At 67.5% G+C, this 20,873-nt stretch carries 21 protein-coding genes; 10 read left to right on the top strand and 11 right to left on the bottom strand.

The genetic code is table 11. The annotated features are described in order from the left end of the window. Nucleotides 1-7: 7 nt before the first annotated feature. From CD928_RS17435 to CD928_RS17405, 7 genes are all read right to left on the bottom strand, one after another. Nucleotides 8-1,978 (bottom strand): transposase domain-containing protein, encoded by a 1,971-nt coding sequence (locus CD928_RS17435; RefSeq protein ID WP_176473623.1) that lies wholly within the window; start codon nt 1,976-1,978, stop codon nt 8-10. Then, on the bottom strand, nt 1,972-2,445 hold the full coding sequence (locus tag CD928_RS23465) for a hypothetical protein (protein WP_176473622.1): 474 nt from the start codon (nt 2,443-2,445) through the stop codon (nt 1,972-1,974). The genes CD928_RS17435 and CD928_RS23465 overlap by 7 nt, the downstream gene beginning before the upstream one ends. Continuing rightward, entirely contained in the window at nt 2,445-2,672 is a 228-nt protein-coding gene (locus CD928_RS17425) for a hypothetical protein (protein ID WP_095388366.1), read from the bottom strand. The genes CD928_RS23465 and CD928_RS17425 overlap by 1 nt, the downstream gene beginning before the upstream one ends. A gap of 102 nt (nt 2,673-2,774) precedes the next feature. Further along, the gene (locus CD928_RS17420; protein ID WP_095388365.1) at nt 2,775-3,152 is read right to left on the bottom strand and encodes a hypothetical protein; all 378 of its coding nucleotides are present in this window, start codon (nt 3,150-3,152) and stop codon (nt 2,775-2,777) included. Then, the gene (locus tag CD928_RS17415) at nt 3,149-3,457 is read right to left on the bottom strand and encodes a hypothetical protein (RefSeq protein ID WP_095388364.1); all 309 of its coding nucleotides are present in this window, start codon (nt 3,455-3,457) and stop codon (nt 3,149-3,151) included. Before CD928_RS17415 ends, CD928_RS17420 begins: the two co-directional genes overlap by 4 nt. Beyond that, the gene (locus tag CD928_RS17410) at nt 3,454-4,710 is read right to left on the bottom strand and encodes a ParB N-terminal domain-containing protein (RefSeq protein WP_095388363.1); all 1,257 of its coding nucleotides are present in this window, start codon (nt 4,708-4,710) and stop codon (nt 3,454-3,456) included. The genes CD928_RS17415 and CD928_RS17410 overlap by 4 nt, the downstream gene beginning before the upstream one ends. 2 nt (nt 4,711-4,712) lie before the next feature. Then, nucleotides 4,713-4,961 (bottom strand): helix-turn-helix domain-containing protein, encoded by a 249-nt coding sequence (locus CD928_RS17405; RefSeq protein ID WP_095388362.1) that lies wholly within the window; start codon nt 4,959-4,961, stop codon nt 4,713-4,715. Nucleotide 4,962: 1 nt separating this feature from the next. On the opposite strand from CD928_RS17405, the gene CD928_RS17400 reads away from it, so the two are divergent. From CD928_RS17400 to CD928_RS17380, 5 genes are all read left to right on the top strand, one after another. Further along, on the top strand, nt 4,963-5,658 hold the full coding sequence (locus CD928_RS17400; protein WP_141237191.1) for a helix-turn-helix domain-containing protein: 696 nt from the start codon (nt 4,963-4,965) through the stop codon (nt 5,656-5,658). 123 nt (nt 5,659-5,781) lie between these two features. Then, entirely contained in the window at nt 5,782-6,009 is a 228-nt protein-coding gene (locus tag CD928_RS23115; RefSeq protein WP_141237190.1) for a hypothetical protein, read from the top strand. Between the two features lie 212 nt (nt 6,010-6,221). Continuing rightward, the gene (locus CD928_RS17390) at nt 6,222-6,824 is read left to right on the top strand and encodes a hypothetical protein (protein WP_095388359.1); all 603 of its coding nucleotides are present in this window, start codon (nt 6,222-6,224) and stop codon (nt 6,822-6,824) included. Further along, nucleotides 6,824-7,165, top strand: coding sequence for a hypothetical protein (locus CD928_RS17385; RefSeq protein ID WP_095388358.1), 342 nt, complete (start codon nt 6,824-6,826; stop codon nt 7,163-7,165). The genes CD928_RS17390 and CD928_RS17385 overlap by 1 nt, the downstream gene beginning before the upstream one ends. Next, on the top strand, nt 7,162-7,374 hold the full coding sequence (locus CD928_RS17380) for a hypothetical protein (RefSeq protein WP_095388357.1): 213 nt from the start codon (nt 7,162-7,164) through the stop codon (nt 7,372-7,374). The genes CD928_RS17385 and CD928_RS17380 overlap by 4 nt, the downstream gene beginning before the upstream one ends. A 544-nt stretch (nt 7,375-7,918) precedes the next feature. On the opposite strand, the gene CD928_RS17375 is transcribed toward CD928_RS17380, so the two are convergent. From CD928_RS17375 to CD928_RS17365, 3 genes are read right to left on the bottom strand one after another with little or no spacing between them, the layout of a single operon-like run. Further along, the gene (locus CD928_RS17375) at nt 7,919-8,215 is read right to left on the bottom strand and encodes a hypothetical protein (RefSeq protein WP_255247228.1); all 297 of its coding nucleotides are present in this window, start codon (nt 8,213-8,215) and stop codon (nt 7,919-7,921) included. 43 nt (nt 8,216-8,258) lie between these two features. Then, on the bottom strand, nt 8,259-8,732 hold the full coding sequence (locus CD928_RS17370) for a vgr related protein (RefSeq protein ID WP_095388356.1): 474 nt from the start codon (nt 8,730-8,732) through the stop codon (nt 8,259-8,261). A gap of 6 nt (nt 8,733-8,738) precedes the next feature. Next, a complete protein-coding gene (locus CD928_RS17365) occupies nt 8,739-9,287 on the bottom strand; it encodes a copper chaperone PCu(A)C (protein ID WP_095388355.1) in 549 nt (182 codons plus the stop codon). 164 nt (nt 9,288-9,451) lie between these two features. Between CD928_RS17365 and dnaK the strand changes: the two genes are divergently transcribed. Both dnaK and dnaJ read left to right on the top strand, forming a co-directional pair. Then, nucleotides 9,452-11,362: a molecular chaperone DnaK gene (dnaK, locus tag CD928_RS17360; RefSeq protein WP_095388354.1), complete on the top strand. Its 1,911-nt coding sequence runs from the start codon at nt 9,452-9,454 to the stop codon at nt 11,360-11,362. A gap of 122 nt (nt 11,363-11,484) precedes the next feature. Further along, the gene (dnaJ, locus tag CD928_RS17355; protein ID WP_095388353.1) at nt 11,485-12,615 is read left to right on the top strand and encodes a molecular chaperone DnaJ; all 1,131 of its coding nucleotides are present in this window, start codon (nt 11,485-11,487) and stop codon (nt 12,613-12,615) included. A 96-nt stretch (nt 12,616-12,711) separates the two neighbouring features. Here the strand turns inward: dnaJ and CD928_RS17350 are convergent, their stop codons facing one another. Then, complete coding sequence (locus tag CD928_RS17350) at nt 12,712-15,024, bottom strand: patatin-like protein (protein ID WP_095388352.1); 2,313 nt, start codon at nt 15,022-15,024, stop codon at nt 12,712-12,714. Nucleotides 15,025-15,238: 214 nt separating this feature from the next. On the opposite strand from CD928_RS17350, the gene CD928_RS17345 reads away from it, so the two are divergent. The 3 genes from CD928_RS17345 to CD928_RS17335 all read left to right on the top strand — a co-directional run bounded on the left by CD928_RS17345 (nt 15,239) and on the right by CD928_RS17335 (nt 20,802). After that, the gene (locus CD928_RS17345; RefSeq protein WP_095388351.1) at nt 15,239-17,398 is read left to right on the top strand and encodes a TonB-dependent receptor; all 2,160 of its coding nucleotides are present in this window, start codon (nt 15,239-15,241) and stop codon (nt 17,396-17,398) included. A 4-nt stretch (nt 17,399-17,402) separates the two neighbouring features. Beyond that, nucleotides 17,403-18,497, top strand: coding sequence for a PepSY domain-containing protein (locus CD928_RS17340; RefSeq protein ID WP_095388350.1), 1,095 nt, complete (start codon nt 17,403-17,405; stop codon nt 18,495-18,497). A gap of 136 nt (nt 18,498-18,633) precedes the next feature. Continuing rightward, the gene (locus CD928_RS17335; RefSeq protein ID WP_095388349.1) at nt 18,634-20,802 is read left to right on the top strand and encodes a primosomal protein N'; all 2,169 of its coding nucleotides are present in this window, start codon (nt 18,634-18,636) and stop codon (nt 20,800-20,802) included. The last annotated feature ends 71 nt before the right edge of the window (nt 20,803-20,873 follow it).

Genomic DNA, 20,873 nt, shown 5'->3' with positions numbered 1-20,873 from the left:
TCTCCTCTTAATCGATCGCGCGCAGGTGCCGCTCGGCGGCGCGCGCGAAGCGGTCGATCGTTGCTTCGGCCTGGGGGGTGCTCAGCGGCCTCTCAGCGGCTTGTGAGACGGCTTTCAGCTGGGCGACGGTGTTGCCGCGGTGCCGGACCATCCGCGCGGCGCCGGGCTTCGGCACGGCTTCCTCGCCGTCGTAATCGGGCAGGCGCGCCACCAGTTCGTCGGCGCTGAGCAGGTCGAGCGCTTCGGTCGCCGCCTTCGCCGATTTCTTCCAGTTCCGCTCCAGCCGCTGCCGCTTCTTCGCCGCCGCCATGTCGAGGAAGCCCGTCGCTTCCCACAAAGGCGCGGTGACCAGGAACCGGCCCGCGCGGTCATAGACGTGGATCGGCGCGTGAAGCTGCTCTGGATCGAAGCGAACCGTGACGAGCTGCCCCGCGATCTCGCTCAGCTCGGGCGCCCAATAGCGGTTGCCGGCCAGGTTGATTCCGCCCGTCTTCCGGTCGGTGCGAACCTGATCGGCGGCGAGCAGCGCCATGCGCAGCTGCTCGTCGGTCGCCTTGCCGATCGCCGCCCGCGCATAGCTTTCCTCGAACACCTGATCGAAGCTCAGCCGCCCGCCCGCCATTTCGCTGCGGCGCCCCAGCTTGCGGTTGTGCGCGTCCATCCCCGCGTTCCAGACCTGCTGGAACGTCTCGAAATCGACCGCCTTGCTACCGTAGTTCTCCGGCTTCGCGTCGGGGCGGTTGCCGGTGTAGGCGCCCTCGAACGCCGGATGCTTGGCGATCGCGTCGCACAGATCGCGGAAACCGCGTTCGATCGGCTTCGACTGGCCGCGATAGGGCTTCGCCCAATGGATCGTGATGCCCAGCGCGACGAGCAGCCCGGTCGGGTCCTCGTCGCGCACCTTGAAGCGGAAGCGCGTCTTCGCGCCGCCCGTCAGCCATTTCGAGGCGAAGGCGCGGCCGTTGTCGGTCAGCAGCCCCTTGGGGATGCCCCATTTCGCGAACAGGTCGGCAAACACCAGCCGCGCCGTGACCATGTCCTCGGTTTCGGCGAAACGCCAGCTAAGGAACTTGCGCGAATAGACGTCCTGGATCGCGATCATCGTCGGGCGGATGATCCGCCCGTCGGGCATGCGGACGAAGACGTCGCAGCGGTGGCCGTCGATATTGACGAGGTCCATCGCCTGCAACTCGGCGACCGATCGGATTTGCGCGGGCAGCATGCCCCGCAACGCTTCCTCGCCCTTGCGGCGCAGCGTCGCGACCTGCTCCGGCACTTCCTTCTTGAACTTGCGCCACAGCGTCCGCGAATGCGGCAGCGCGATCCCTTGCGCTTTCGCCTTGGCGGCGATCCGCTCGTAGCAGGTCGACCAGCTGGGGCCGGACAGGCGCAGATAGTCCGACAGCAGCTCCTGCCATAGCGTCGGGTCAACCTCGGCCTCTATGCCGCCGCCCGCGCGCCGCGGGGCGAGCAGAGGGAGCCGTTCGGACACCGCGACCCCGCTAACCAGGCGCAGCCAGTTCCACAGCGTGCCGGTGCTGATATTCTCGGCCTCGGCGACCGCCGCGATCGCCGCCGATCGCGTCATGCCCGCGGCCTCGAACATGTCGACGCAGGCCAGGATGCTGGTCCGCCGCTGCGCCTCGGCGCGCACGCTCTCCGGCTGGCGCCCCAGCCAATGCCACAGGTTCGACGCGTCGTTGCAATTGCCCGCCTCAACCGCGGCTTGCCCGCCCGTCAGCCCCTTCTGCACCAGATCGGCGCGCGCCGCGGCGGGGAGCAGCGACGCGTGATAGGTGAAGCCGCCGCCCCGGCCCGAATGCCGCCGCGCCAGCGGCGCCCCGGCATCGCTGACCGCGACCGCCCAATTCTCCACCGCCGCCAGCCGATTGATCTCGCGCTTGCGCTTCGGCAGGCCCGCCAGTTGCAGCTCGGCCAGCTCGGCCGCGGTGAACCACAGCTTGTCGTGGATCAGCATGTTTCTCCCCCTCTTTCGATTGGCTGCGCCAGCCCCATGCGTTCGAGGCCACGCGCCTCGGCCTGGAGTTCGGCGATCTTGACTTTCAGGTGGCCCAGCCGGGCCGTGTTGAGTTCGGGTCCCCGCAGCACGGCGACGCCGATGGCGCGCAGTTCGCGGTCGAGCAGGTCGAACCGCTTGGTCACCGCGATCAGCGCGCACATGCGGGCGAAGCTGATGTTGTGCTTGCCCTTGCTGGGCGCCGACCATGCGTTGAGCATGTCGTCGGTGATCGCCTCGTTGAGCAGCACGCCCATTTCCGCCGCGATGACCTCGCGCGGCTTTCCGTTCGCCATCGCGCTGGCCAGCGCCTCGCCGACCGTCCGCGCGACGCGCGCGTCCATCCCGGCCAGCGCCGCGGGGAGCGTCGCCGGCTTCGGCGCCTCGAAAGAGAACGCCAGCTGATTGGAGGCGCGTGCCTTCGCCATCAGCCCGCGCGCTCCACCGCTTCCAGCGCCGCGCGCAGCAGCGTCGCCGCAATGTCGATCGGCCGCACGCCGCGCTTGCGGGCGATGCGCCCGATCGCCGCGATCTCCTCGGCCGTCAGGCCCAGCGTGCGCAGGATCGGCAAGCCGTCGCGCGCGTCGAGCGCGACGAGTAGCCGGTCGACGCGCGGCGGCGTCAGCGCGGCAGGGGCGGGACGAAGATTGCCCATCACACCTTCCCCGGCGTGTCGAGCAGCGACCAGACGATCACCGACAGGCCGACGAAGCCGACCGCGACGAACGCGAGGTTGATCATCATGTGCGCCGACATGTCAGCGCTCCCCCAGGGTGGCGCCGTGCGTGGGGCAATCACGCACGGCGCCGCTCCGGCTGAGAGGGGGAAGGCCGGAGCTAGGGGGAAGGTCGGTGCGGCCCGCGCGGGCCAGCGTCTCGCGAATGATGGCGGCAACCCAGTCCTGCCCATCCTCGCTCAGCTCGCGCCATTCAGGCGCGGCGTAGGTGCCGATGACCGGGTCGCTGTCGACGATCGACGCGGGGTCGTAGCGTCCGGCGCCGGGCGCCTGGACCAGCAGGTCGATGAAGCCGTAGCGGATCGCCTCGCGCTCCAGCTGCGCCACCCGCGCCCGCGCGGCGGCAAGCTGATGCGGCAGGATGCGAACGCGATAGGTCAGATGATCGTGCGCGCTCATGCCCGCGCCCTCACGCTCACGCTCTTGATCAGCGCGACGATCTCAGCGTCATCGGCAGCGGTGTGGTCGGGATTGATCCTGTCGAAGGATCGCGCCGGATAGACCTCGTTCGGCCACTCATCGAACTCCAGCCCCGGCTCGCCGGGACCATATTCGGCAATGCCGACATAGACCTTGCGCACCCGCACCACCTGTTCAGCCTCGGGGCCGTCGGCGGCTTCATGGGTCGTTTCGTTCCACCATCCGATATTGCTGATGCACACGGCCAGATCGCCCGCGCGCCAGCCTTCTGATTGCTCGGTCATGCCTTCTCTCCCTTGGTCGATCCGAGCCGAGCCGCGCGGTCCAGCGCGACCTCGGTTGCTTCTCGGGCTTGGCGAATTTCGTCGTCGTCGACGGGCTCGCCGTCCGACAGCTTGGCGATCAGATCGGCGGCGACGCGCAGAGCGCCGCGCATCACGCGGACGGACGCGTCGCCGACGGGCGCCTGCCCCTTTTCGACGATCTCGAACCCAGCGGGCAGCATCTGGCCCAGCTGGCCCAGCGCGCCCTTCTTCTCCGCGAGCGGCATCCGCCCGAACGTGCCGATAAAGGCCGACAGCCGCTTGGCGTCGGGCGCCGCGGCCGCACCGCCGCCCTTGCTTGGCGCCAGCTCCAGCGCGACGATCGCCTCGTCCGCTGTCCTCGCCTCGGGATGCGCGATCAGCCATTCCAGGATGGCGCGGACGTTCGCCGGGTCGTTGCCCTTCGCGCAGATCGCGAGCAGCGCGCTCGCGTTCGCCGCGACGGGATGGTCCTTGATCGCGTCCATCAGGTCGCGGTTCGGCTCGACTATGATGCGGAAGATGCGGAGGGAACGCTTGAGGCTTTCGACACCCATGCCGCACGCGGCGGCGGCGGCATCGCTCCATCGGTAGGCCGTCGCCAGAGCCTCGCGCGCGTGCTCAGCGTCGGCGTCCGCCTTCTCGACCGGGGTAAACTGGACCTTGTCCATACGCTCGGTCGTTCTGACCGAACGTATGCCGGGGCCCTCTCCATTTTCGTTCGAGCGCTGCGACAAAATGTCGGAACGCCCGTTTGAGCGTTCGGTCATTTTGACCGCGCGCTCAGACGCGCCGATTTCAGCGGCGATTTGCTGTTGGGACTTCCCGCCGTGCAGGGCGCGAAGGCGAGCCTTTGCCGCATCGGCTACGGCGGCGACGAACATGGCGCGCTCCAGCGGCACCAAATCGCGCCGGTCGAGATTTTCGCTCGCCTGCACGGCGCGTAGCTCGGCATCCTCGCCGCTGACGACCAGCGCCCGAACCTTGATGCCCGCGATGGCGCAGGCCGCGTGCCGATGCCGCCCGGCAACCAGCGTCCAGGGCTGCTTCGCCCGGGTGCCGTTTCGCCGAACCGTGATCGGCGTCCGCTGCCCATCCTGCTGGATCAGCGCGGCATAGGCCTCGGCCTTCTCGGGGAAGAAGAAGCCGATCCGGCCCGACGCGTCGATGGCATCGGGGTCCAGCTCCAGCACCTGGTCAACGACCGGCGCAGCGTCTTTCGGTTTCGAGGCCATGCCTATTTGGCCTCCGCACTTAGACCGTGCGCGCCGGCCATTCGGCTGCTATCCGTTTTTTCGGATTGAGAATCGGAGACACCGAGAGCCTCGGCAATCGCGCGCTCGACCCTGGCCCAGCGGCGATTGCGGAGAACCTCGTGAACCGCGCCCCTCGAAAGGTCATGGTCGATTTCGAATTGCCGGATCGTGCCATACTTCTTGCGAAGTGCGGCCTTGATGTCTTCCCGGTGCATTTGAGCGAGTGACATTATGGTAAGCCCGAAAGTTCGTAACGAAAACTCGGATATAGTTAAGAAACGGCGCCGTCAACCCGTTCAAACCGAAAATTCGGTTGGAAAGCGGATTGTCGCGTTATTGGCGGAGCGAGATTTCGGATGGCTGGCGGCACAAACCGGGATTCCCGCCAGCACGCTCAGCGATTATGTGCAGCGAGGCATTTCTAGGGCCGACAACGCGGTCAAGATCGCGAGAGCCTTGGAAACCACCGTTGAGTTCCTGATCGACGGCCGTATTTCAGCGTCGAAGCCCAGTTTGATCGACGCCAACGAAGCCGATTGGGTCGATGTTCCCGAATATTCGACTTACGAGATTGACGAGCTGGGAAAACTCGATCCGATTACGACCACTCGCATGCGCAAGGACTGGCTATATTCCAGCCTCGGCGACACGACGGGCATCTGGATGGCGCGCTCTCCAACTCGAAATGACGCGCTGGGAATTGACACGGGCGCGATGCTATTCTGCAAGGACTATCGCCCAGGAGAGCGGATGATCCACGGCGCTTACTATCTCTTCCGTGTCAATGGCGGCGTCATCATGGCGCGATTTTCACTTCGCGAGACGGGTGACGGGGAGGAGGTCGTTACGGCCCGTGATCTCGGGCAGGAAGAGGATCAGCATATCGCCGTTGCGCGCGTCATTGGTGAATATGCCCGTCCGCTTTAGGGGCGCTAGGGCATGCGGCTCAATTGCCGATGTTCTAATTTTGTTCTATTCGATCGCGACTCGTGTTCGAGCGTAAGGTCAAAATGACCGAACGCTGAAAGGTGATCGAAAGGAGAATGGATCATGGCAACTACCGTCCCCACCAACTTCATAACTTGGCTGCGAGGACAGCATACCCGCAAGGATAGCGTCGGCGATCTCTCCCGCGCGGTGCGCAACGATCCTCGTGGCGGGAAACTCTCGACACCGTTGGATTTGTCGAAGCGACTCAATCAGGACGAGGCGAGCTGGGAACTTCACGATGCGCTCGAAGAAGCGGAAGGAGAGTGGCTTCGCGAGGCGCTCAACTGATGCGGACGGTAACTCAATACGCCTACGCTTGGTGCGGCAAGCAGGTCGGCCCTTGGCGGGCGACCCGGAAAGAAGCCGCCCACGACGCGCTCCGGCAGGGCCGCGCCCAGCGTGATCGCGACAGCCGGCGCATTTTTGTGACCGTGCCGGCCAATATTATCACTCGGAAGGCAGAGCCGCCGATGGAAATAGTTCAGTAGGAGGGAGGGGCAATGAGAAGATCGCTGATTTCCATAACTCTAGCGGCCGCGTTGGCGATGCCGACAATGGCCCAGGATGCGCCAGCCAAGCTGTCGAAGCCGGAGCGAGAGGCGATGGCGCTCACGGCGGAAGAAGCATCTCTTCGAACGCTCGTCAGGGGAACCGACGCGCTTGATCCCGGTGTCTGGGTTTCCACTGAGCCCTTCCTGAAAGGCAATGCGGATGACAAGTTCTTCAGGGCGTTGATCGACAAGGAAACCGGAAAGACGACATATCAGCTCTATTTGCGCTCGACTTCGTCGCGAGGCCCCCTGCGCCTCTCCAGAATGACCTATTTGATCGACGGCAAGCTAAAGACCGTGCCGATCGAGCGGCTCGATACCGATGTTAGCTGTCGGGGATATGGGTGCACCTATTTTGAGGACGCCATCGCCGAGCTGCCTCGGGAAGACTTGGAGGCATTGTCCGCGAGTAGCGGCGACAGCGACTATTCGTGGCGGATGCGGCTGTTCGGTGAAGCAGTGACGGGGATCGACACCGCAAGCCTTCACAATGAGACGGCAGGCTTCCTCATTGCCGTGGACCGAGAGAGAAAGCGCCTCGGTTTTGATTGATGGCGACGCTCCCAGACCGCATTCTTTGGCTGGCACTGGTGACGCTCGCCGAGCTGGTTGAGCGCGTGAACGCCGCGCCGGCGCGACCCCATCCTGCCGCGCGGCTCGCGCTTGCGGTCTGCTATGCCCACAGCAAGGGCGACCGGGAGCCCTTCGATCATTTCTGGCGCATGATGCAGGACCCGCACGCCAGCCAGTCGAGCGAAGAAACGGCGCGCTACTGCCGGACCACCTATTTGATGACCGCCCTGCGCGGCGTCCTTCGCGCCGTCGGGATTGAGCCGACCGTGCAGGTCGAAATTGCCCTGCGCGATGCCGCGCGGAAGGGGCTGGCCGCATGAAGCCCGATCCCTTCGCCTGGGCGTCCGAACGCCGCCCCGGCTCGCGCCATGCCGTCTTCCTCTTCGGCCGGCGCGTCACGCCCTGGCGCGGCGATCGCGCCCAGGCGATCGAGGACGCGATCGCCGAGGGCCACGCCACCCGCGACCCCATTCCCCGCGCGCCGGTCTTTTGGTTCGTCGGCGCCCGCCTCGTCGAGCGGCCCGACTGATGCCCCGCGACTGGCCCGACCCTCGCCTGCCGGCCGCTCGGCCGCTCCGATGGTATCACGTCTTCGTCCCGGCCGCCGTCACCCTCTACGGCCTGGTCGCCTTCCTGGTTGGCCTCTGGCCCTCCTGATCGCCGCCCGAAAAACGCCCCCAGTTTGTAATTATCTTGCTCGCGCCGATTTGGGCGCCGGCCGCGCATATCCGCCGATTTCGCCGCGAACGGAACTGGGCAACTTTCTGCCCGGTTCACGATGGGGTCGAACACAGGATTTAATGTGCTTCGCCCCGGATAGGATAGGATGCCCGATCTTCTAAGAACGCGCTTTCCCGCCATTTAGAAGCCGCTGAGAGGGTTCTTGAGGCGCGCCCTTCTCGGAAGCGCCCGACTAAAAACGCTCCTGTCACGTCCTGCCGAAATTAACCACCGCTATAGACACAGCTCCGCGATCGCCAATTTTTGGAGCATACCGCGAGCGCCCCGGATTTCCGCCACTTCGGCCCGCCAAATCCCGCCCAATCCCGGATATTCCCGCCAACGGCCCCACTTCAATTACTCCTGTCCCCCTTCATCAGCGCCGCCTGCGCGTCCCTGAGCTGTGCGATCTGCGCGTAGTGCGCGGCATCGCGCGCCTTCTGCTCGGCGAGCAACGCCGAAAGCTGCAGATCGGCCGCCTTGCGCGCCTCGGCCTCGACCGCGAGGTCGGTCACCGCCGCCTTGAACCGCTCGGCGAGCCCGTCGCGTTCGGCCTTTAGCCCGCCCGCCTGCCGTCCCGCGAACAGCCAGCCGATCAGCGCGCCGATGGCGAGAGCGACAAGGGCGACGAGCAGCGAGACCATATCCATGCGCGGAACATAGAATGAACGCCGGGGGCTTGGCTAGTGGTTTTCAGGTCGCGGACACAAACGGCAGCATCGCGCGATACGCCTCCACCCCCGGCGCGCCGCCGACCGTCACGCCCTGGGTCAGCAGCCAGTAGTGCCGCACGATCTCGGCCTGCTGTTCGAGGCCGTAACGATGGAGCGGCCAGCCGGGTTTGAGGCTGTAGCTATAGGTCGCGAAGGGGTGGCGCATCAGCACCAGATACCAGCGCCCGCGCGTCTGCGCCTGCCAGACGTGCGTCATCTCGTGGATGAACAGGCCCTGGAGCGCCTGCGAGGCGGCGCTGAAATCCTCGGCATAGAGGTCGCCGTGCGGGTGGAAATGGAGCGCGCCCATCGGCGCCATCACCACGCGCCGGGGCTGGAAGAAGGCCCATTTGTGGTGGCACACGCGCACCCGCGCATAGTCGATCGCTGCGCCGAACACGCTGCGGGCGAGCGCGATCTCGCCGGCCGTCAGGGCGCGCGACGGGCGCGGCACGCGCGCTTATTTCTTCGCCGCGTCCGCCGCGCCCTTGTCCGCGGCTTTGCCGGCGCCACCCATGTCCATCGCGCCATGATCCATCGCCGCGCCGCTCGCGCCGTCCGCCCCCGGCGCCTGCCGGATCGTCAGGTCGAACAGGATGCGTTCGTTGTTGTTGTTCGAGAAGACGAAGATCATCGGCAGCTTGCCCGCGCGCACCGCGGCGCCGTTGATGTTCCAGATCATCAGATGCTTGCCGCCCGGCTTGAATTCGAGCTTGCCCTTCGCGGGAACCGGCGCGCTCAGGAGCGGCTTCATCGACACGACGCCGTTTTCCTTGACGCTTTCGTGCATCTCGACGCGCTGGGCGAGGTCGGAGCTGACCGCCATCAGCGCGACGTCGCGCGGCCCGCCCTCGATGGTGAAATAGCCCGCGGCGGGGCGGTCGGGGGTCGCGCCCATTTCGATATAGCCGCTCGCGACGTGCAGCACCGGCCCCTGGCCCAGATTGTCGCCGCACCCGGACAGGGTCAGCGCGGCGGCGGCGAGGGCGGTAATTGCAAAGGTCTTCATCGCTGGACTCCGGGCAAGGGCTGTAAATTACGGGTTACCGATAAGCCCTCAAAGCCCTTGTGCCAAGGATTAGCGCACCTATATCGCGCCCAGAAACCCGTGAAGGGATCAACGATGGGCGTGCCTTTTCAGGGCGCCGCAAAAGCAACAAGGACGTGTACATTATGGCCAAAGTGATCGGGATCGACCTCGGCACCACCAACAGCTGCGTCGCGGTGATGGAAGGCGGCAAGCCCAAGGTTATCGACAATGTGGAAGGCGCGCGCACGACGCCGTCGATCGTCGCCTTCGCCAAGGACGGCGAACGGCTGATCGGCCAGCCGGCGAAGCGCCAGGCGGTCACCAATCCCGAAAATACCGTATTCGCGGTGAAGCGCCTGATCGGCCGCCGCTTCGACGACCCCATGACCAAGAAGGACATGGAACTCGTCCCCTACACCATCGTCAAGGGCGCCAACGGCGACGCCTGGGTCAAGGCGGGCGGCGAGGATTATTCGCCGTCGCAGATCTCGGCCTTCATCCTTCAGAAGATGAAGGAAACCGCCGAGGCCTATCTGGGCGAGAAGGTCGAGCAGGCGGTGATCACCGTTCCCGCCTATTTCAATGACGCCCAGCGCCAGGCGACCAAGGACGCCGGCAAGATCGCAGGCCTCGAAGTGCTGCGCATCATCAACGAGCCGACCGCGGCCGCGCTCGCCTATGGCCTCGACAAGTCGGAGAACAAGACGATCGCGGTCTACGACCTCGGCGGCGGCACCTTCGACATCTCGGTGCTCGAAGTCGGCGACGGCGTGTTCGAGGTGAAGTCGACCAACGGCGACACCTTCCTCGGCGGTGAGGATTTCGACAGCAAGATCGTCGAATATCTCGCCGACGGCTTCAAGAAGGACGAAGGCATCGACCTGCGCGGCGACAAGCTGGCGCTGCAGCGGCTGAAGGAAGCCGCCGAAAAGGCGAAGATCGAACTGTCGACCGCGCAGTCGACCGAGGTCAACCTGCCCTTCATCACCGCCGACGCCAACGGGCCGAAGCACCTCGTCAAGACGATCACCCGCGCCGACCTCGAGAAACTGGTCGAGGACCTGATCAAGCGGACCCTCGAACCGTGCAAGAAGGCGATCAAGGACGCCGGCGTCAGCGCGAGCGACATCGACGAGGTCGTGCTCGTCGGCGGCATGACGCGCATGCCGCGCGTGCGCGAGGTCGTGAAGGACTTCTTCGGCAAGGAGCCGCACACCGGCGTGAACCCCGACGAAGTCGTCGCGATCGGCGCCGCGATCCAGGCAGGCGTGCTGCAGGGCGACGTCAAGGACGTGCTGCTGCTCGACGTGACCCCGCTGAGCCTCGGCATCGAGACGCTGGGCGGCGTGTTCACGCGCATGATCGACCGCAACACGACGATCCCGACCAAGAAGTCGCAGGTCTACTCGACCGCCGACGACAACCAGTCGGCGGTGACGATCCGCGTCTTCCAGGGCGAGCGTGAGATGGCGGCGGACAACAAGGCGCTCGGCCAGTTCGACCTCGTCGGCATCCCGCCGGCGCCGCGCGGCGTGCCGCAGATCGAGGTGACCTTCGACATCGACGCCAACGGCATCGTGTCGGTCCACGCCAAGGACAAGGGCACCGGCAAGGAGCAGCAGATCAAGATCCAGGCCTCGGGCGGCCTCAGCGACGCCGACATCGACCAAATGGTCAAGGACGCCGAGCAGTTCGCCGAAGAGGACAAGACGCGCCGCGAGGCGGCCGAGGCGAAGAACAACGCCGAAAGCCTGATCCATTCGACCGAGCGCCAGCTCGAAGAGCATGGCGACAAGGTCGACGCGGGGCTGAAGGGCGAGATCGAAGCGGCGGTTGCCGAGGCCAAGACCGCGGTCGAAGGCGGCGATCCCGCCGCGATGACCGAAAAGAGCCAAGCGCTGGCGCAGGTCGCGATGAAGCTCGGCCAGGCGATCTACGAGAAGGAACAGCAGGCCGCGGCGTCGCCCGGCGCCGGCGCCGATGCCGGCGAGAGCAAGGCCGACGAGGATGTCGTCGACGCCGAATTCTCGGAAGTCGAAGACGACAAGAAGTAAGGCTCTCATCCCTATGCCGCTCGTGCTGAGTTCGTCGAAGCACCGTCCTTCTTTCTTCGGGAAAGAACGGCCCTTCGACAGGCTCAGGGCGAGCGGAAAGGGGAAGCGAGGTTAGGGGCATCATGTCGCTCGACATCGATTATTACGAACTGCTGGAAGTCGAACGCACCGCCGACGACAAGGTGCTGAAGGCGGCCTATCGCAAGCTGGCGATGCAACATCACCCCGACAAGAATCCGGGGTGCGGCGACAGCGAGGCGCGGTTCAAGGCGATCAACGAAGCCTATGACTGCCTGAAGGACCCGCAGAAGCGCGCGCTCTACGACCGCTTCGGCAAGGAAGGCGTGCGCGGCGCCTCGAACGGCTTCGGCGGCGGCGGCAATGCCGATTTCGGCGATATCGGCGATATTTTCGAATCGATCTTCGGCTCGGCGTTCGGGGGGCGGCAGCAGCAGCGCGGCCCCGCGCGCGGCGCCGACCTGCGCTACGACATGGAGATCCGGCTCGAGGACGCCTTCACCGGCTGCAGCCGCGAGATCCAGGTCGACGTCGCCGCGCGCTGCGACGCGTGCGAGGGATCGGGCGCCAAGCCGGGCACGACCACCCATCGCTGCGGAACCTGCGGCGGCCACGGCAAGGTGCGCGCGCAGCAGGGTTTCTTCATGGTCGAGCGTACCTGTCCCGCCTGCCAGGGCGCGGGCGAGGTCATCGCCGATCCGTGCGGCACATGCCACGGCGAGGGTCGCGTCGACCGGCGCAAGACGCTGACCGTCACCATTCCGCCGGGGGTCGACGAGGGCACGCGCATCCGCCTGTCGGGCGAGGGCGAGAGCGGCGCGCGCGGCGCGGCGCCGGGCGACCTCTACATCTTCCTCCACATGGCGCGGCACCGGGTCTTCGAACGCGAGGGTACGACGCTGTTCACGCGCGCGCCGATCAGCTTCACCACCGCGGCGCTCGGCGGCGAGATCAGCATTCCGGGCCTCGACGGCACCAGGCACGACATCCGCATCCCCGCCGGCATCCAGTCGGGCAAGCAATTGCGCCAGCGCGGCGCCGGCATGCCGGTGCTCAACGGCCGCGGTCACGGCGACCTCGTCGTCCAGATCGACGTCGAAACGCCGACCAAGCTCAGCGCCAGGCAGAAGGAACTGCTCGCCGAGTTCCGCGAGACCGAGACCGGCGAGGAATGTCCCGCGAGCCAGGGCTTCTTCGGCCGCATCAAGGATATGTGGGACGATCTGACGGATTAGCCGTCGCCCCGCGAAGGCGGGGATCGCTGGAGGTTTGCGCAGCGACGAAGGGCAAAGCCGACGGCGGCCCCCGCCTTCGCGGGGGCGACGAGAGATTTAGCCTATCTCCCCCCTGATCTCCGCGATCAGCGCCTTGACCTTCGGCAGCCGCCCCTCCTCCTCGTCCAGTATCGCATGGAACGCTCGCCGCTTGAGCGTCGCGAGCGCGTCGGCGGTCAGCGCGCCGTCGCCCGTCACGCTCGACGCCACGATGTCGATCAGCCGGTCGGCGCCGTGGAGCCGGCCCCACAGATAGTCATTCTCGCGGTAGGCGCGGCTGAAGAAGGCGCCGAAGCTGTTGAACTCGATTCCCTTGAGCATCGCGGCGGCGCCGCCGGTGCGGATCGCGGTCGCGTCGGAGGGCGAGATGCGGTCGATCTTGACCGGATCGAACTCGTCGAACCCCTCGCCCTGGAGCAGCGGCAAGGTCGCGATGTCGTAAAAGGGATAGCCGAGGTATGCGAGCAGCATCGTGCGCCGGTCGTCCTTCGGCAGAGCGCCGAGCGCCGCAGCGAGCAGCACGTCGGCCTCGCTGTCGACCGCGGTCAGGTCGCGCCGCTCCGCGATCGCGTCGATCCACGCGCCGAGCCCCGCGTCGGCGGGAATGTCGAGCTCGCCGAGCCAGCTGTCGGCCTCGCGCTCGAGATAGAGGCCGAGCGCGGCGAAAATCGCCTCGCGCATCGTCTCGCACGCCGGGTCGCGCTCGTCGCGCTTCGCCTCGACCGCGGCGTCGAGTTCGCGCGCGAGGAAGCGCAGGCGGCGGATGCGAAAGCCGAGGTCGTGGGTGCGGAAGAAATCGATCGCGTCGCGACTCGCCCCCGCGCCCTTCTTGCCCGAAATGCGGTCGAGTCCGCGCGCGCGCACCTCGTCCCACAGCGCCTGACGGCGGTTGGCGCGGTGCACCGCGCCCTCGGCAGGCGCCAGCCGGTCGATCAATCGAGCGAGCTCCTCGACGATCGCCGACAGCTTGAGGTGCCCATAGGGCGCATAGGCGAAACCCGCGCGCGACGCCGCCTCGGTCTGCGCCTTGGAACGCCAGCGGTCGAGCCGCGCCGGGGTCGGCGTGCCGAGGAAAAAGGTGGTGCCGAACAGCGCCGCGACCTGTTCCTCGACCTCGACCTTCATCGCGTCGACGATATGCTGCATCCGGCGGATGCGCCGCGACATCGCCTCGATCGCCTCGACATTGTCGCGGATCGGCTGTTCGCGCGGGATTTCGGAGAGCGCGCCGAGGATGGTGGTCAGGAAGCCCGGCAGCCTTTTCTCCTCGCCCTCGACGGGCTCGCCGTGGCGGTTGAAGCTGATCGAGCGATAATCGGGCTTGGGGTCGATATAGACGAAGCGCCGGTCGATCTCGCGCCGCGCCGGGCGCTGCTTGAGCGCGGCGATCGCGGGGCGGAAAGGCGCGTTGGCGAGTACCGATCCGTCGATCAGCACCCGGTCGGCGGGATCGGCCTCTTCGCTCTGCGGCAACTGGACGCGGATGAAATCGGCGCGGTGGGGCCAGTCGATGCCCCGCTTTGCCAGAACCGCGTCGATCTCGCGCAGCGTGAAGGGGGGAAAGGCGCCGGGAAAGCTCGCGGTCGCGCGCGCCGCGGCGGCGAGGCCGGGAACATCGTCGAGCCGTTTGCCCGCGCGGCCATCGTGCCGGAAATGGATAACGAGCCGATGCTCCTGCTCGGTGACGCGCGGCGGGCTGTTGAGCGCGAGCGGCATGCTGTGTCCCGCGAAGTCGGTCACCGAGACGAACAGGTCGACGGGTTGCCCCGCCGGGACCAGCGCCGGCCCGCGCGGCCCGCCGTCCATCGCGTCGAAGGCATCGAGGATCAGGTTCGAGAAGGTCGCGCCGCCGAAGGGCGGTTCGAACCAGCGCGCGCGCACGAAGCGCGACAGCTTGGCGCGCACCTCCTCCTGCGCCGCGCCGCCGACGGTGCGGTCGATGACGTTGCCGCGCCGCTTCATCGCCCAGCCGGCGATCGGCACCGCCCAGAATTTGGTCGCCGCCGACAGCGGCCGCGCGTCGGGGTCGATCAGCCGGTCGACGTCGGCGTCGGTCAGCCACAATTCGGTAAGCGGATCGAGCGACTGGCCGGTCGCGAGCGCGCGCGCGAGGAAGATGCCGTTGATCCCGCCCGCGCTCGCGCCCGCGACGATGTCGGCGAGTACGCGGAGCCGGACGTTGCTGCTTGCCAAAAGGTCGGCGAGCAGGTCGCGATAGACGCCCCCCGACCCCGCGATCGCCTCGCCGTCGTGAAAGGCGCGCGACGCCGCGGCGAGCCGCCACACTTCCTTCGTGATGCCGTGCATGTAAACGGCGAGGCTGATGCCGCCGTAACAAATCAGGGCGAACCGCAATTCCTTTTCCCGCATGCTCGGGCTGATAGCGCGGTTTTGGGGGCGGCGTCACCCTTTAGGGCGATGCCGGCTTTGGGGTGGGAGCGGATGTTGCATAACTCGTCGCCCCCCGCGAAGGCGGGGGCGCCGGCTGTTATCGGCCGAAACCATCCCTTTCCAAGAGCGAGCCGAAAAACCTTGCATCTGCAAATCGCTCGCATTAGCGGCCGCTCCGGAACAGGAGATGAGAATGAATCGCAAATTGGTCGCCGCCGCGCTTGCCTGCACCGCGCTGTCCTCGCCCGCTTTCGCGCAGGACGCCGCCGGCAGCGAGGCGGACAGCATCGTCGTCACCGCGACGCGTTCGATCCTGCCGCCCAATGCGCTACCGCTGACGATCGACGTGATCGGCAAGGAGGCGCTCGACCAGCAGGTCGCCATTTCGGGATCGGTCACCGACGCCGTCGCGACGCTGACCCCCAGCTTCTCGCCGACGCGGCAGAAATTGTCGGGGGCGGGCGAGACGCTGCGCGGCCGCGCGCCGCTCTATGCGATCAACGGCATTCCACAATCGACCCCGATGCGCGACGGCAGCCGCGACGGCTTCACCATCGACGGCTTCTTCATCGACCGGGTCGAGGTCATTTTCGGATCGAACGCGCTGCAGGGGATCGGCGGCACTGGCGGCATCGTCAACCAGGTCACCGTCGGCGCTCCGACCCAGGAGGGCGTCACCGGCCGCGCGCTGCTGCAGGCGACGGCCGACAATGAATTTTCGGATGCCGGCATGGGCGGCAAGGCCGCGGGCCTCGTCCAGTACAAGGCGGGGCGCTTCGACGCCTCGGTCGGCGCCGCCTATGAGCTGCGCGGCCTGTTCCGCGACGGCGAAGGCCGCCCGGCGGGCATCAACCTGACGCAGGGCGAGACGATGGATTCGAAGGCGCTCTCGTTCTTCGGCCGCTTCGGCTACGCGGTGACCGACACGATGCGGCTCGACCTGATCGCGAGCCGCTTCGAGCTCGAGGGCGACGGCGACTATGCCCCGGTCGCGGGCGACAAGATCGGCGGACTGCCGACGAGCGCCGAGCCCGGCGTGCCGCCCGGCGTGCCCGCGACCAACCGCACCGAAAGCGTCGCGCTGTCGCTGACCGACACCGACCTTGGCGGCGGCAATTTCGTCAGCCAGATCTTCTGGAACCGCAGCCGCGACACCTTCGGCGGCGAGCCCAATCCGATCGCGAGCTTCCAGGACCCCGCGATCGCGCCGGTCGGCACCTTGTTCGACCAGTCGCAGAACCGCAGCCGCAAGATCGGCGGCAAGCTGAGCTATGAGCGCGCGGTTCCCGGCTTCGAGGCACTGACCTTGATCGCCGGCTTCGACGCGCTGTGGGACACGACCGAGCAACGGCTGATCGCGACCGATCGCGCGTGGGTGCCGCCGAGCGACTTCCGCAGCTTCGCCCCCTTCGGTCAGGCCAATCTCAAGCTCGCCGACGGCCTCGTCCGCCTCGCCGGCGGCGCGCGCTACGAGAATGTGAAGATCAAGATCGCCGATTATCACACGCTGGCCGCCAACACCTATGATGGCAGCGACGAGGCGACTTTTGGCGGCGTCGATGTCGCGGGCGGCAGCCCCAGCTTCGACGATGTGCTGCTCAACGGCGGCGTCATCGTCGAGCCGGCCCCCGGCATCCGCGCCTATGCGAGCTATGCCGAGGGCTATACGGTGCCCGACATCGGCCGTATCACCCGCGCCGTGAAGGTCGCGGGGGTCGATATCGACAATTATCTCGACATCGCGCCGATCGTCTCGAACAACCGCGAGATCGGGGTCGAGGTGAAGCGCGGGCCGCTCAACGCCAGCGCGACCTATTTCTGGTCGACGAGCACCAAGGGACAGCTGCTGATCGCGCGGCCCGACGGCATTTTCGACGTCGTGCGCCAGCGCGTCGAGATCGAGGGGCTGGAGGTCAATCTCGCGGTCAAGCTGCCGATCGACGGGCTGACCGTCTCGGCGGGCTATGCCCATATCGACGGCCGTTTCGACGCGGATCAGGACGGCGCGGTCGACACCGACCTCGACGGCGCGAACATCTCGCCCGACCGGCTCAACCTTGCCGCCGCCTATGCCAGCGGTCCCGTCTCGGCGCGCGTGCAGACGCAATTCTATCTGTCGCGCAGCTTCCGCGGGCCGGGCCGCGACCCGCGCAACGATTTCGAAGGCTATACGCTGACCGACGCTTTCGTCCGCTATCAGACCAGCCTCGGCGGCATCAGCCTCGCGGTGCAGAATCTGTTCGACGAGCAATATATCAGCTACGCGAGCGACACCCAGCGCCCGACCGACAATTTCTTCAACTTCGCCGGACGCGGGCGCACCTTCACGCTCGGCTGGGATTACCGGTTCTAGCCCCGTGAAACTGCTCGACACGCTGCATCGCTGGACCGGGGGCCTGATCGGCCTCGTGCTGGCGCTGCTCGGCCTGTCGGGCACGATCCTGCTCCACAAGGATGCGTGGATCGGCGTCGCCCACGCGGGCGATCCGCTGCGCACCGACCTTGCGAGCGTCACCGCCGCAACCGAGGCGATCATGGCGCTGCCGGGCGGCCCGCAGGGCATCGTCTATGCCCGCGACGGCTTCGGGCTGCATCAGGGGCGCTTCAAGATCGGCGAAGGCGCCGGCTTCTATGCCGATCAGTCGGGCCAGGTCATGGCGCGCTGGGCGAGCCAGTGGGAGCGGCCCGAGCTCTGGATCTTCGATTTCCATCACCATCTCTTCGCGGGCGACAGCGGCGAATGGGTGATCGGCACTGCGGGGCTGTGCGGCCTCTTCTTCGTGATCTCGGGCGTGATCTTGTGGTGGCGCACCCGCAAGACCTTCCGCCTCCGCCTGTGGCCGAAGCGGATGAGCCGCCCCGCCATCGTCACGCACCACCGCGACCTGGGCGTCATCGTCGCGCCGCTGCTCCTCCTGTCGCTCGTCACCGGCACGATGATGATCTTCCGCCCCTTCGCGATGGCGATGGTCGCCCCCTTCGGATCGGTCGCCGAAACCGTGAAGTCGATGGAGCCGCCGAAATATGAAAGCGGGCCGCTCGCCGCGAAGCCCGACTATGCCGCGATGCTCGCCGAGGCGCGGCGGCGCTTTCCGGGCGCCGAATTCCGCATCCTCAGCCTGCCGCGCAAGCCCGGCGAGCCGATCAGCCTCCGCATGCGCCAGCAGGCCGAATGGTTGCCCAACGGGCGTACGACCTTGTGGTTCGATGCCGGCACCGGCCGCGTCCTCGGCGCGCGCGACGCGCTGGCGATGGCGCCGGGCGCGCAGGCGTTCAACAAGGCCTATCCGCTCCACGCGGGCAAGGTCGGCGGGCTCGGCTGGCGGCTCGTGCTGACGATCTCGGGCCTGTCGCTGACCATGCTCGGCAGCTTCGCGGTCTGGACCTTCTGGTTCCGCCGCCCGAAACCGGCGAGGCGGGCGATGAAGACGGCGGCGCTGGCGGCAAGCTGACCGTCGCCCCCGCGAAGGCGGGGGCCGCTGGCGGCCTCGCGCTACGCCGACAACGGCCCCCGCCTTCGCGGGGGCGACGACTCTTCAAACCGTCGCTTTCCTATTTCCGGCAGCGCCCTATATCCTGCCCAGCCCCATGACCCGCGCCCGCGTCCTTCTCCTGACCGCCGCTCTCGGCCCGCTCGACTATCGCGTCCCGCGCGAAAGCGAAGCGCCGCTCGGCAGCGTCGTCGTCGCGCCGCTCGGGCCGCGGCGGATGGGCGGTGTGGTGTGGGAGGATGCGAGCTTCGGCGCCCCCGAAGCTGTCGGCGACAATCGCCTCCGCAACCTCTACGAGGTCGTGCCGGTGCCGCCCGTGCCCGCGCCGCTGCGCCGCCTCGTCGAATGGACGAGCGACTATTATCTCGCGCCGCCGGGCGCGGTGCTGCGCATGGTGCTGCCCGGCGCCGCCTTCGCCGACGCCCGCCGCCCGATCGTCGAATATCGCGCGACCGGCGAACGACCCGCGCGGATGACGCCGCAGCGCACGGTGGCGCTCGAAAAGATTGGCGGCCGGCAAGGCATGGTGCGCGAGCTCGCCGCGCTCGCCGAGGTCAGCGACGCCGTGATCCGCGGGCTCGTCCAGGCGGGGGCGCTCGAGGCGGTGAGCGTGTCGGCCGACGCGCCCTACGCCGAACCCGACCCAGCCTTCGCGCCGCCCGACCTGTCCGACGAACAGGCGGCGGCGGCAGACGAGCTTCGCGGCGCCGTCGCCGCCGCGCGGTTCGAGACGCTGCTCCTCGACGGCGTCACCGGATCGGGCAAGACCGAAGTCTATATGGAGGCGATCGCCGCCGCGGTCGATGCGGGCCAGCAGGCGCTCGTCCTCCTCCCCGAAATCGCGCTGACCGAACCGATGCTGACCCGCTTCGCGGCACGCTTCGGCTGCGAGCCCGTCGCCTGGCACTCGGGCCTGCGCTCCACCGAGCGCCGCCGCGCGTGGCACGCGATCGCCAGCGGGGATGCGAAGATCGTCGTCGGGGCGCGCTCGGCGCTGTTCCTGCCCTATGGCAATCTTGGCGTCATCGTCGTCGACGAAGCGCACGAGACGAGCTTCAAGCAGGAGGACGGCGTCCATTATCACGCGCGCGACGTCGCGGTGATGCGCGGGCATTTCGAGGGACTGCCGGTGATTCTCGCGAGCGCGACCCCGGCGCTCGAAAGCCTCGCGATGGTCGAGGCGGGGCGCTACCGCCACATCATCCTCCCGGCCCGCTACGGCGGCGCGACCTTGCCCGACCTCGCGGCGATCGACATGCGGCAGGACCCGCCCGATCGCGGCCACTGGCTCGCGCCGCCGCTGGTCGACGCGCTCGCCGATCGGCTCGGCAAGGGCGAGCAGAGCCTCCTCTTCCTGAACCGCCGCGGCTTCGCGCCGCTGACCCTTTGCCGCACCTGCGGACACCGCATCCAGTGCCCGCACTGCACCGCCTGGATGGTCGAGCACCGGCTCGTCCACCGCCTCGCCTGCCACCATTGCGGCCATGTCATGCCGCCGCCGCGGCTCTGCCCCGAATGCGAGGACGAGGACAGCCTCGTCGCCTGCGGCCCCGGGGTCGAGCGCGTCGCCGACGAGGTGAGCTCACGCTTTCCCGAGGCGCGAACCGCCATCGTCACCTCCGACACGCTCTGGTCGCCCGCCAAGGCCGCCGAATTCGTCGACAATGTCGAGGGCGGGCTCGTCGACATCATCATCGGCACCCAGCTCGTCACCAAGGGATATCATTTCCCCAACCTCACTCTCGTCGGCGTGGTCGACGCCGACCTCGGGCTCGACGGCGGCGATCTGCGCGCATCCGAACGCACTTTTCAGCAGATCGCGCAGGTCGCGGGGCGCGCCGGGCGCGGGGTCAAGCCGGGCGAGGTGCTGATCCAGACGCGCGTCCCCGACGCCCCCGTCATGGCCGCGCTCGTCGCGAACGACCGCGAAGGCTTCTACGCCGCCGAGGCGGCGGCGCGGCGGCAGGCCGGAGCGCCGCCCTATGGCCGCTTCGCCGCGCTCGTCATCTCGTCGGAGGATATCGAGGTCGCGCGCGGCGTCGCGCAGCGGCTGGGACAGAAGGCGCCCGTCGCCGACGGCCTCGCCATCTATGGCCCCGCCCCCGCCCCGCTCGCGATGCTGCGCGGGCGCCATCGCTTCCGCCTCCTCCTCCACGCCCCGCGCAGCTTCGATCTGCAGGGCGCGATCCGCGACTGGATCGGGCGCATCGACTGGCCGGCGAAGGCACGGCTCGCGATCGACGTCGATCCCTACAGCTTCGTTTGAACCCAAGGACTTGAAGGCGCGGCGGCGCCCGCTATGCTGCGCCGCAGAGGAACAGCCAAGGGGGATATGGA

This window comes from Sphingopyxis sp. GW247-27LB (genome assembly GCF_002277025.1).
Lineage (GTDB): Bacteria > Pseudomonadota > Alphaproteobacteria > Sphingomonadales > Sphingomonadaceae > Sphingopyxis.
The sequence above is the reverse complement of the archived record's forward strand: the minus strand, read 5'-3'. Positions and strand labels throughout refer to the sequence as shown.

Excerpts from the sequence above, each read along its gene's own strand:
- CD928_RS17435 (WP_176473623.1), bottom strand. The coding sequence starts at position 1,978 with ATGCTGATCCACGACAAGCTGTGGTTCACCGCGGCCGAGCTGGCCGAG.
- CD928_RS23465 (WP_176473622.1), bottom strand. The coding sequence starts at position 2,445 with ATGGCGAAGGCACGCGCCTCCAATCAGCTGGCGTTCTCTTTCGAGGCG.
- CD928_RS17425 (WP_095388366.1), bottom strand. The coding sequence starts at position 2,672 with ATGGGCAATCTTCGTCCCGCCCCTGCCGCGCTGACGCCGCCGCGCGTC.
- CD928_RS17420 (WP_095388365.1), bottom strand. The coding sequence starts at position 3,152 with ATGAGCGCGCACGATCATCTGACCTATCGCGTTCGCATCCTGCCGCAT.
- CD928_RS17415 (WP_095388364.1), bottom strand. The coding sequence starts at position 3,457 with ATGACCGAGCAATCAGAAGGCTGGCGCGCGGGCGATCTGGCCGTGTGC.
- CD928_RS17410 (WP_095388363.1), bottom strand. The coding sequence starts at position 4,710 with ATGGCCTCGAAACCGAAAGACGCTGCGCCGGTCGTTGACCAGGTGCTG.
- CD928_RS17405 (WP_095388362.1), bottom strand. The coding sequence starts at position 4,961 with ATGTCACTCGCTCAAATGCACCGGGAAGACATCAAGGCCGCACTTCGC.
- CD928_RS17400 (WP_141237191.1), top strand. The coding sequence starts at position 4,963 with ATGGTAAGCCCGAAAGTTCGTAACGAAAACTCGGATATAGTTAAGAAA.
- CD928_RS23115 (WP_141237190.1), top strand. The coding sequence starts at position 5,782 with ATGGCAACTACCGTCCCCACCAACTTCATAACTTGGCTGCGAGGACAG.
- CD928_RS17390 (WP_095388359.1), top strand. The coding sequence starts at position 6,222 with ATGAGAAGATCGCTGATTTCCATAACTCTAGCGGCCGCGTTGGCGATG.
- CD928_RS17385 (WP_095388358.1), top strand. The coding sequence starts at position 6,824 with ATGGCGACGCTCCCAGACCGCATTCTTTGGCTGGCACTGGTGACGCTC.
- CD928_RS17380 (WP_095388357.1), top strand. The coding sequence starts at position 7,162 with ATGAAGCCCGATCCCTTCGCCTGGGCGTCCGAACGCCGCCCCGGCTCG.
- CD928_RS17375 (WP_255247228.1), bottom strand. The coding sequence starts at position 8,215 with ATGGATATGGTCTCGCTGCTCGTCGCCCTTGTCGCTCTCGCCATCGGC.
- CD928_RS17365 (WP_095388355.1), bottom strand. The coding sequence starts at position 9,287 with ATGAAGACCTTTGCAATTACCGCCCTCGCCGCCGCCGCGCTGACCCTG.
- dnaK (WP_095388354.1), top strand. The coding sequence starts at position 9,452 with ATGGCCAAAGTGATCGGGATCGACCTCGGCACCACCAACAGCTGCGTC.
- dnaJ (WP_095388353.1), top strand. The coding sequence starts at position 11,485 with ATGTCGCTCGACATCGATTATTACGAACTGCTGGAAGTCGAACGCACC.
- CD928_RS17350 (WP_095388352.1), bottom strand. The coding sequence starts at position 15,024 with ATGCGGGAAAAGGAATTGCGGTTCGCCCTGATTTGTTACGGCGGCATC.
- CD928_RS17345 (WP_095388351.1), top strand. The coding sequence starts at position 15,239 with ATGAATCGCAAATTGGTCGCCGCCGCGCTTGCCTGCACCGCGCTGTCC.
- CD928_RS17335 (WP_095388349.1), top strand. The coding sequence starts at position 18,634 with ATGACCCGCGCCCGCGTCCTTCTCCTGACCGCCGCTCTCGGCCCGCTC.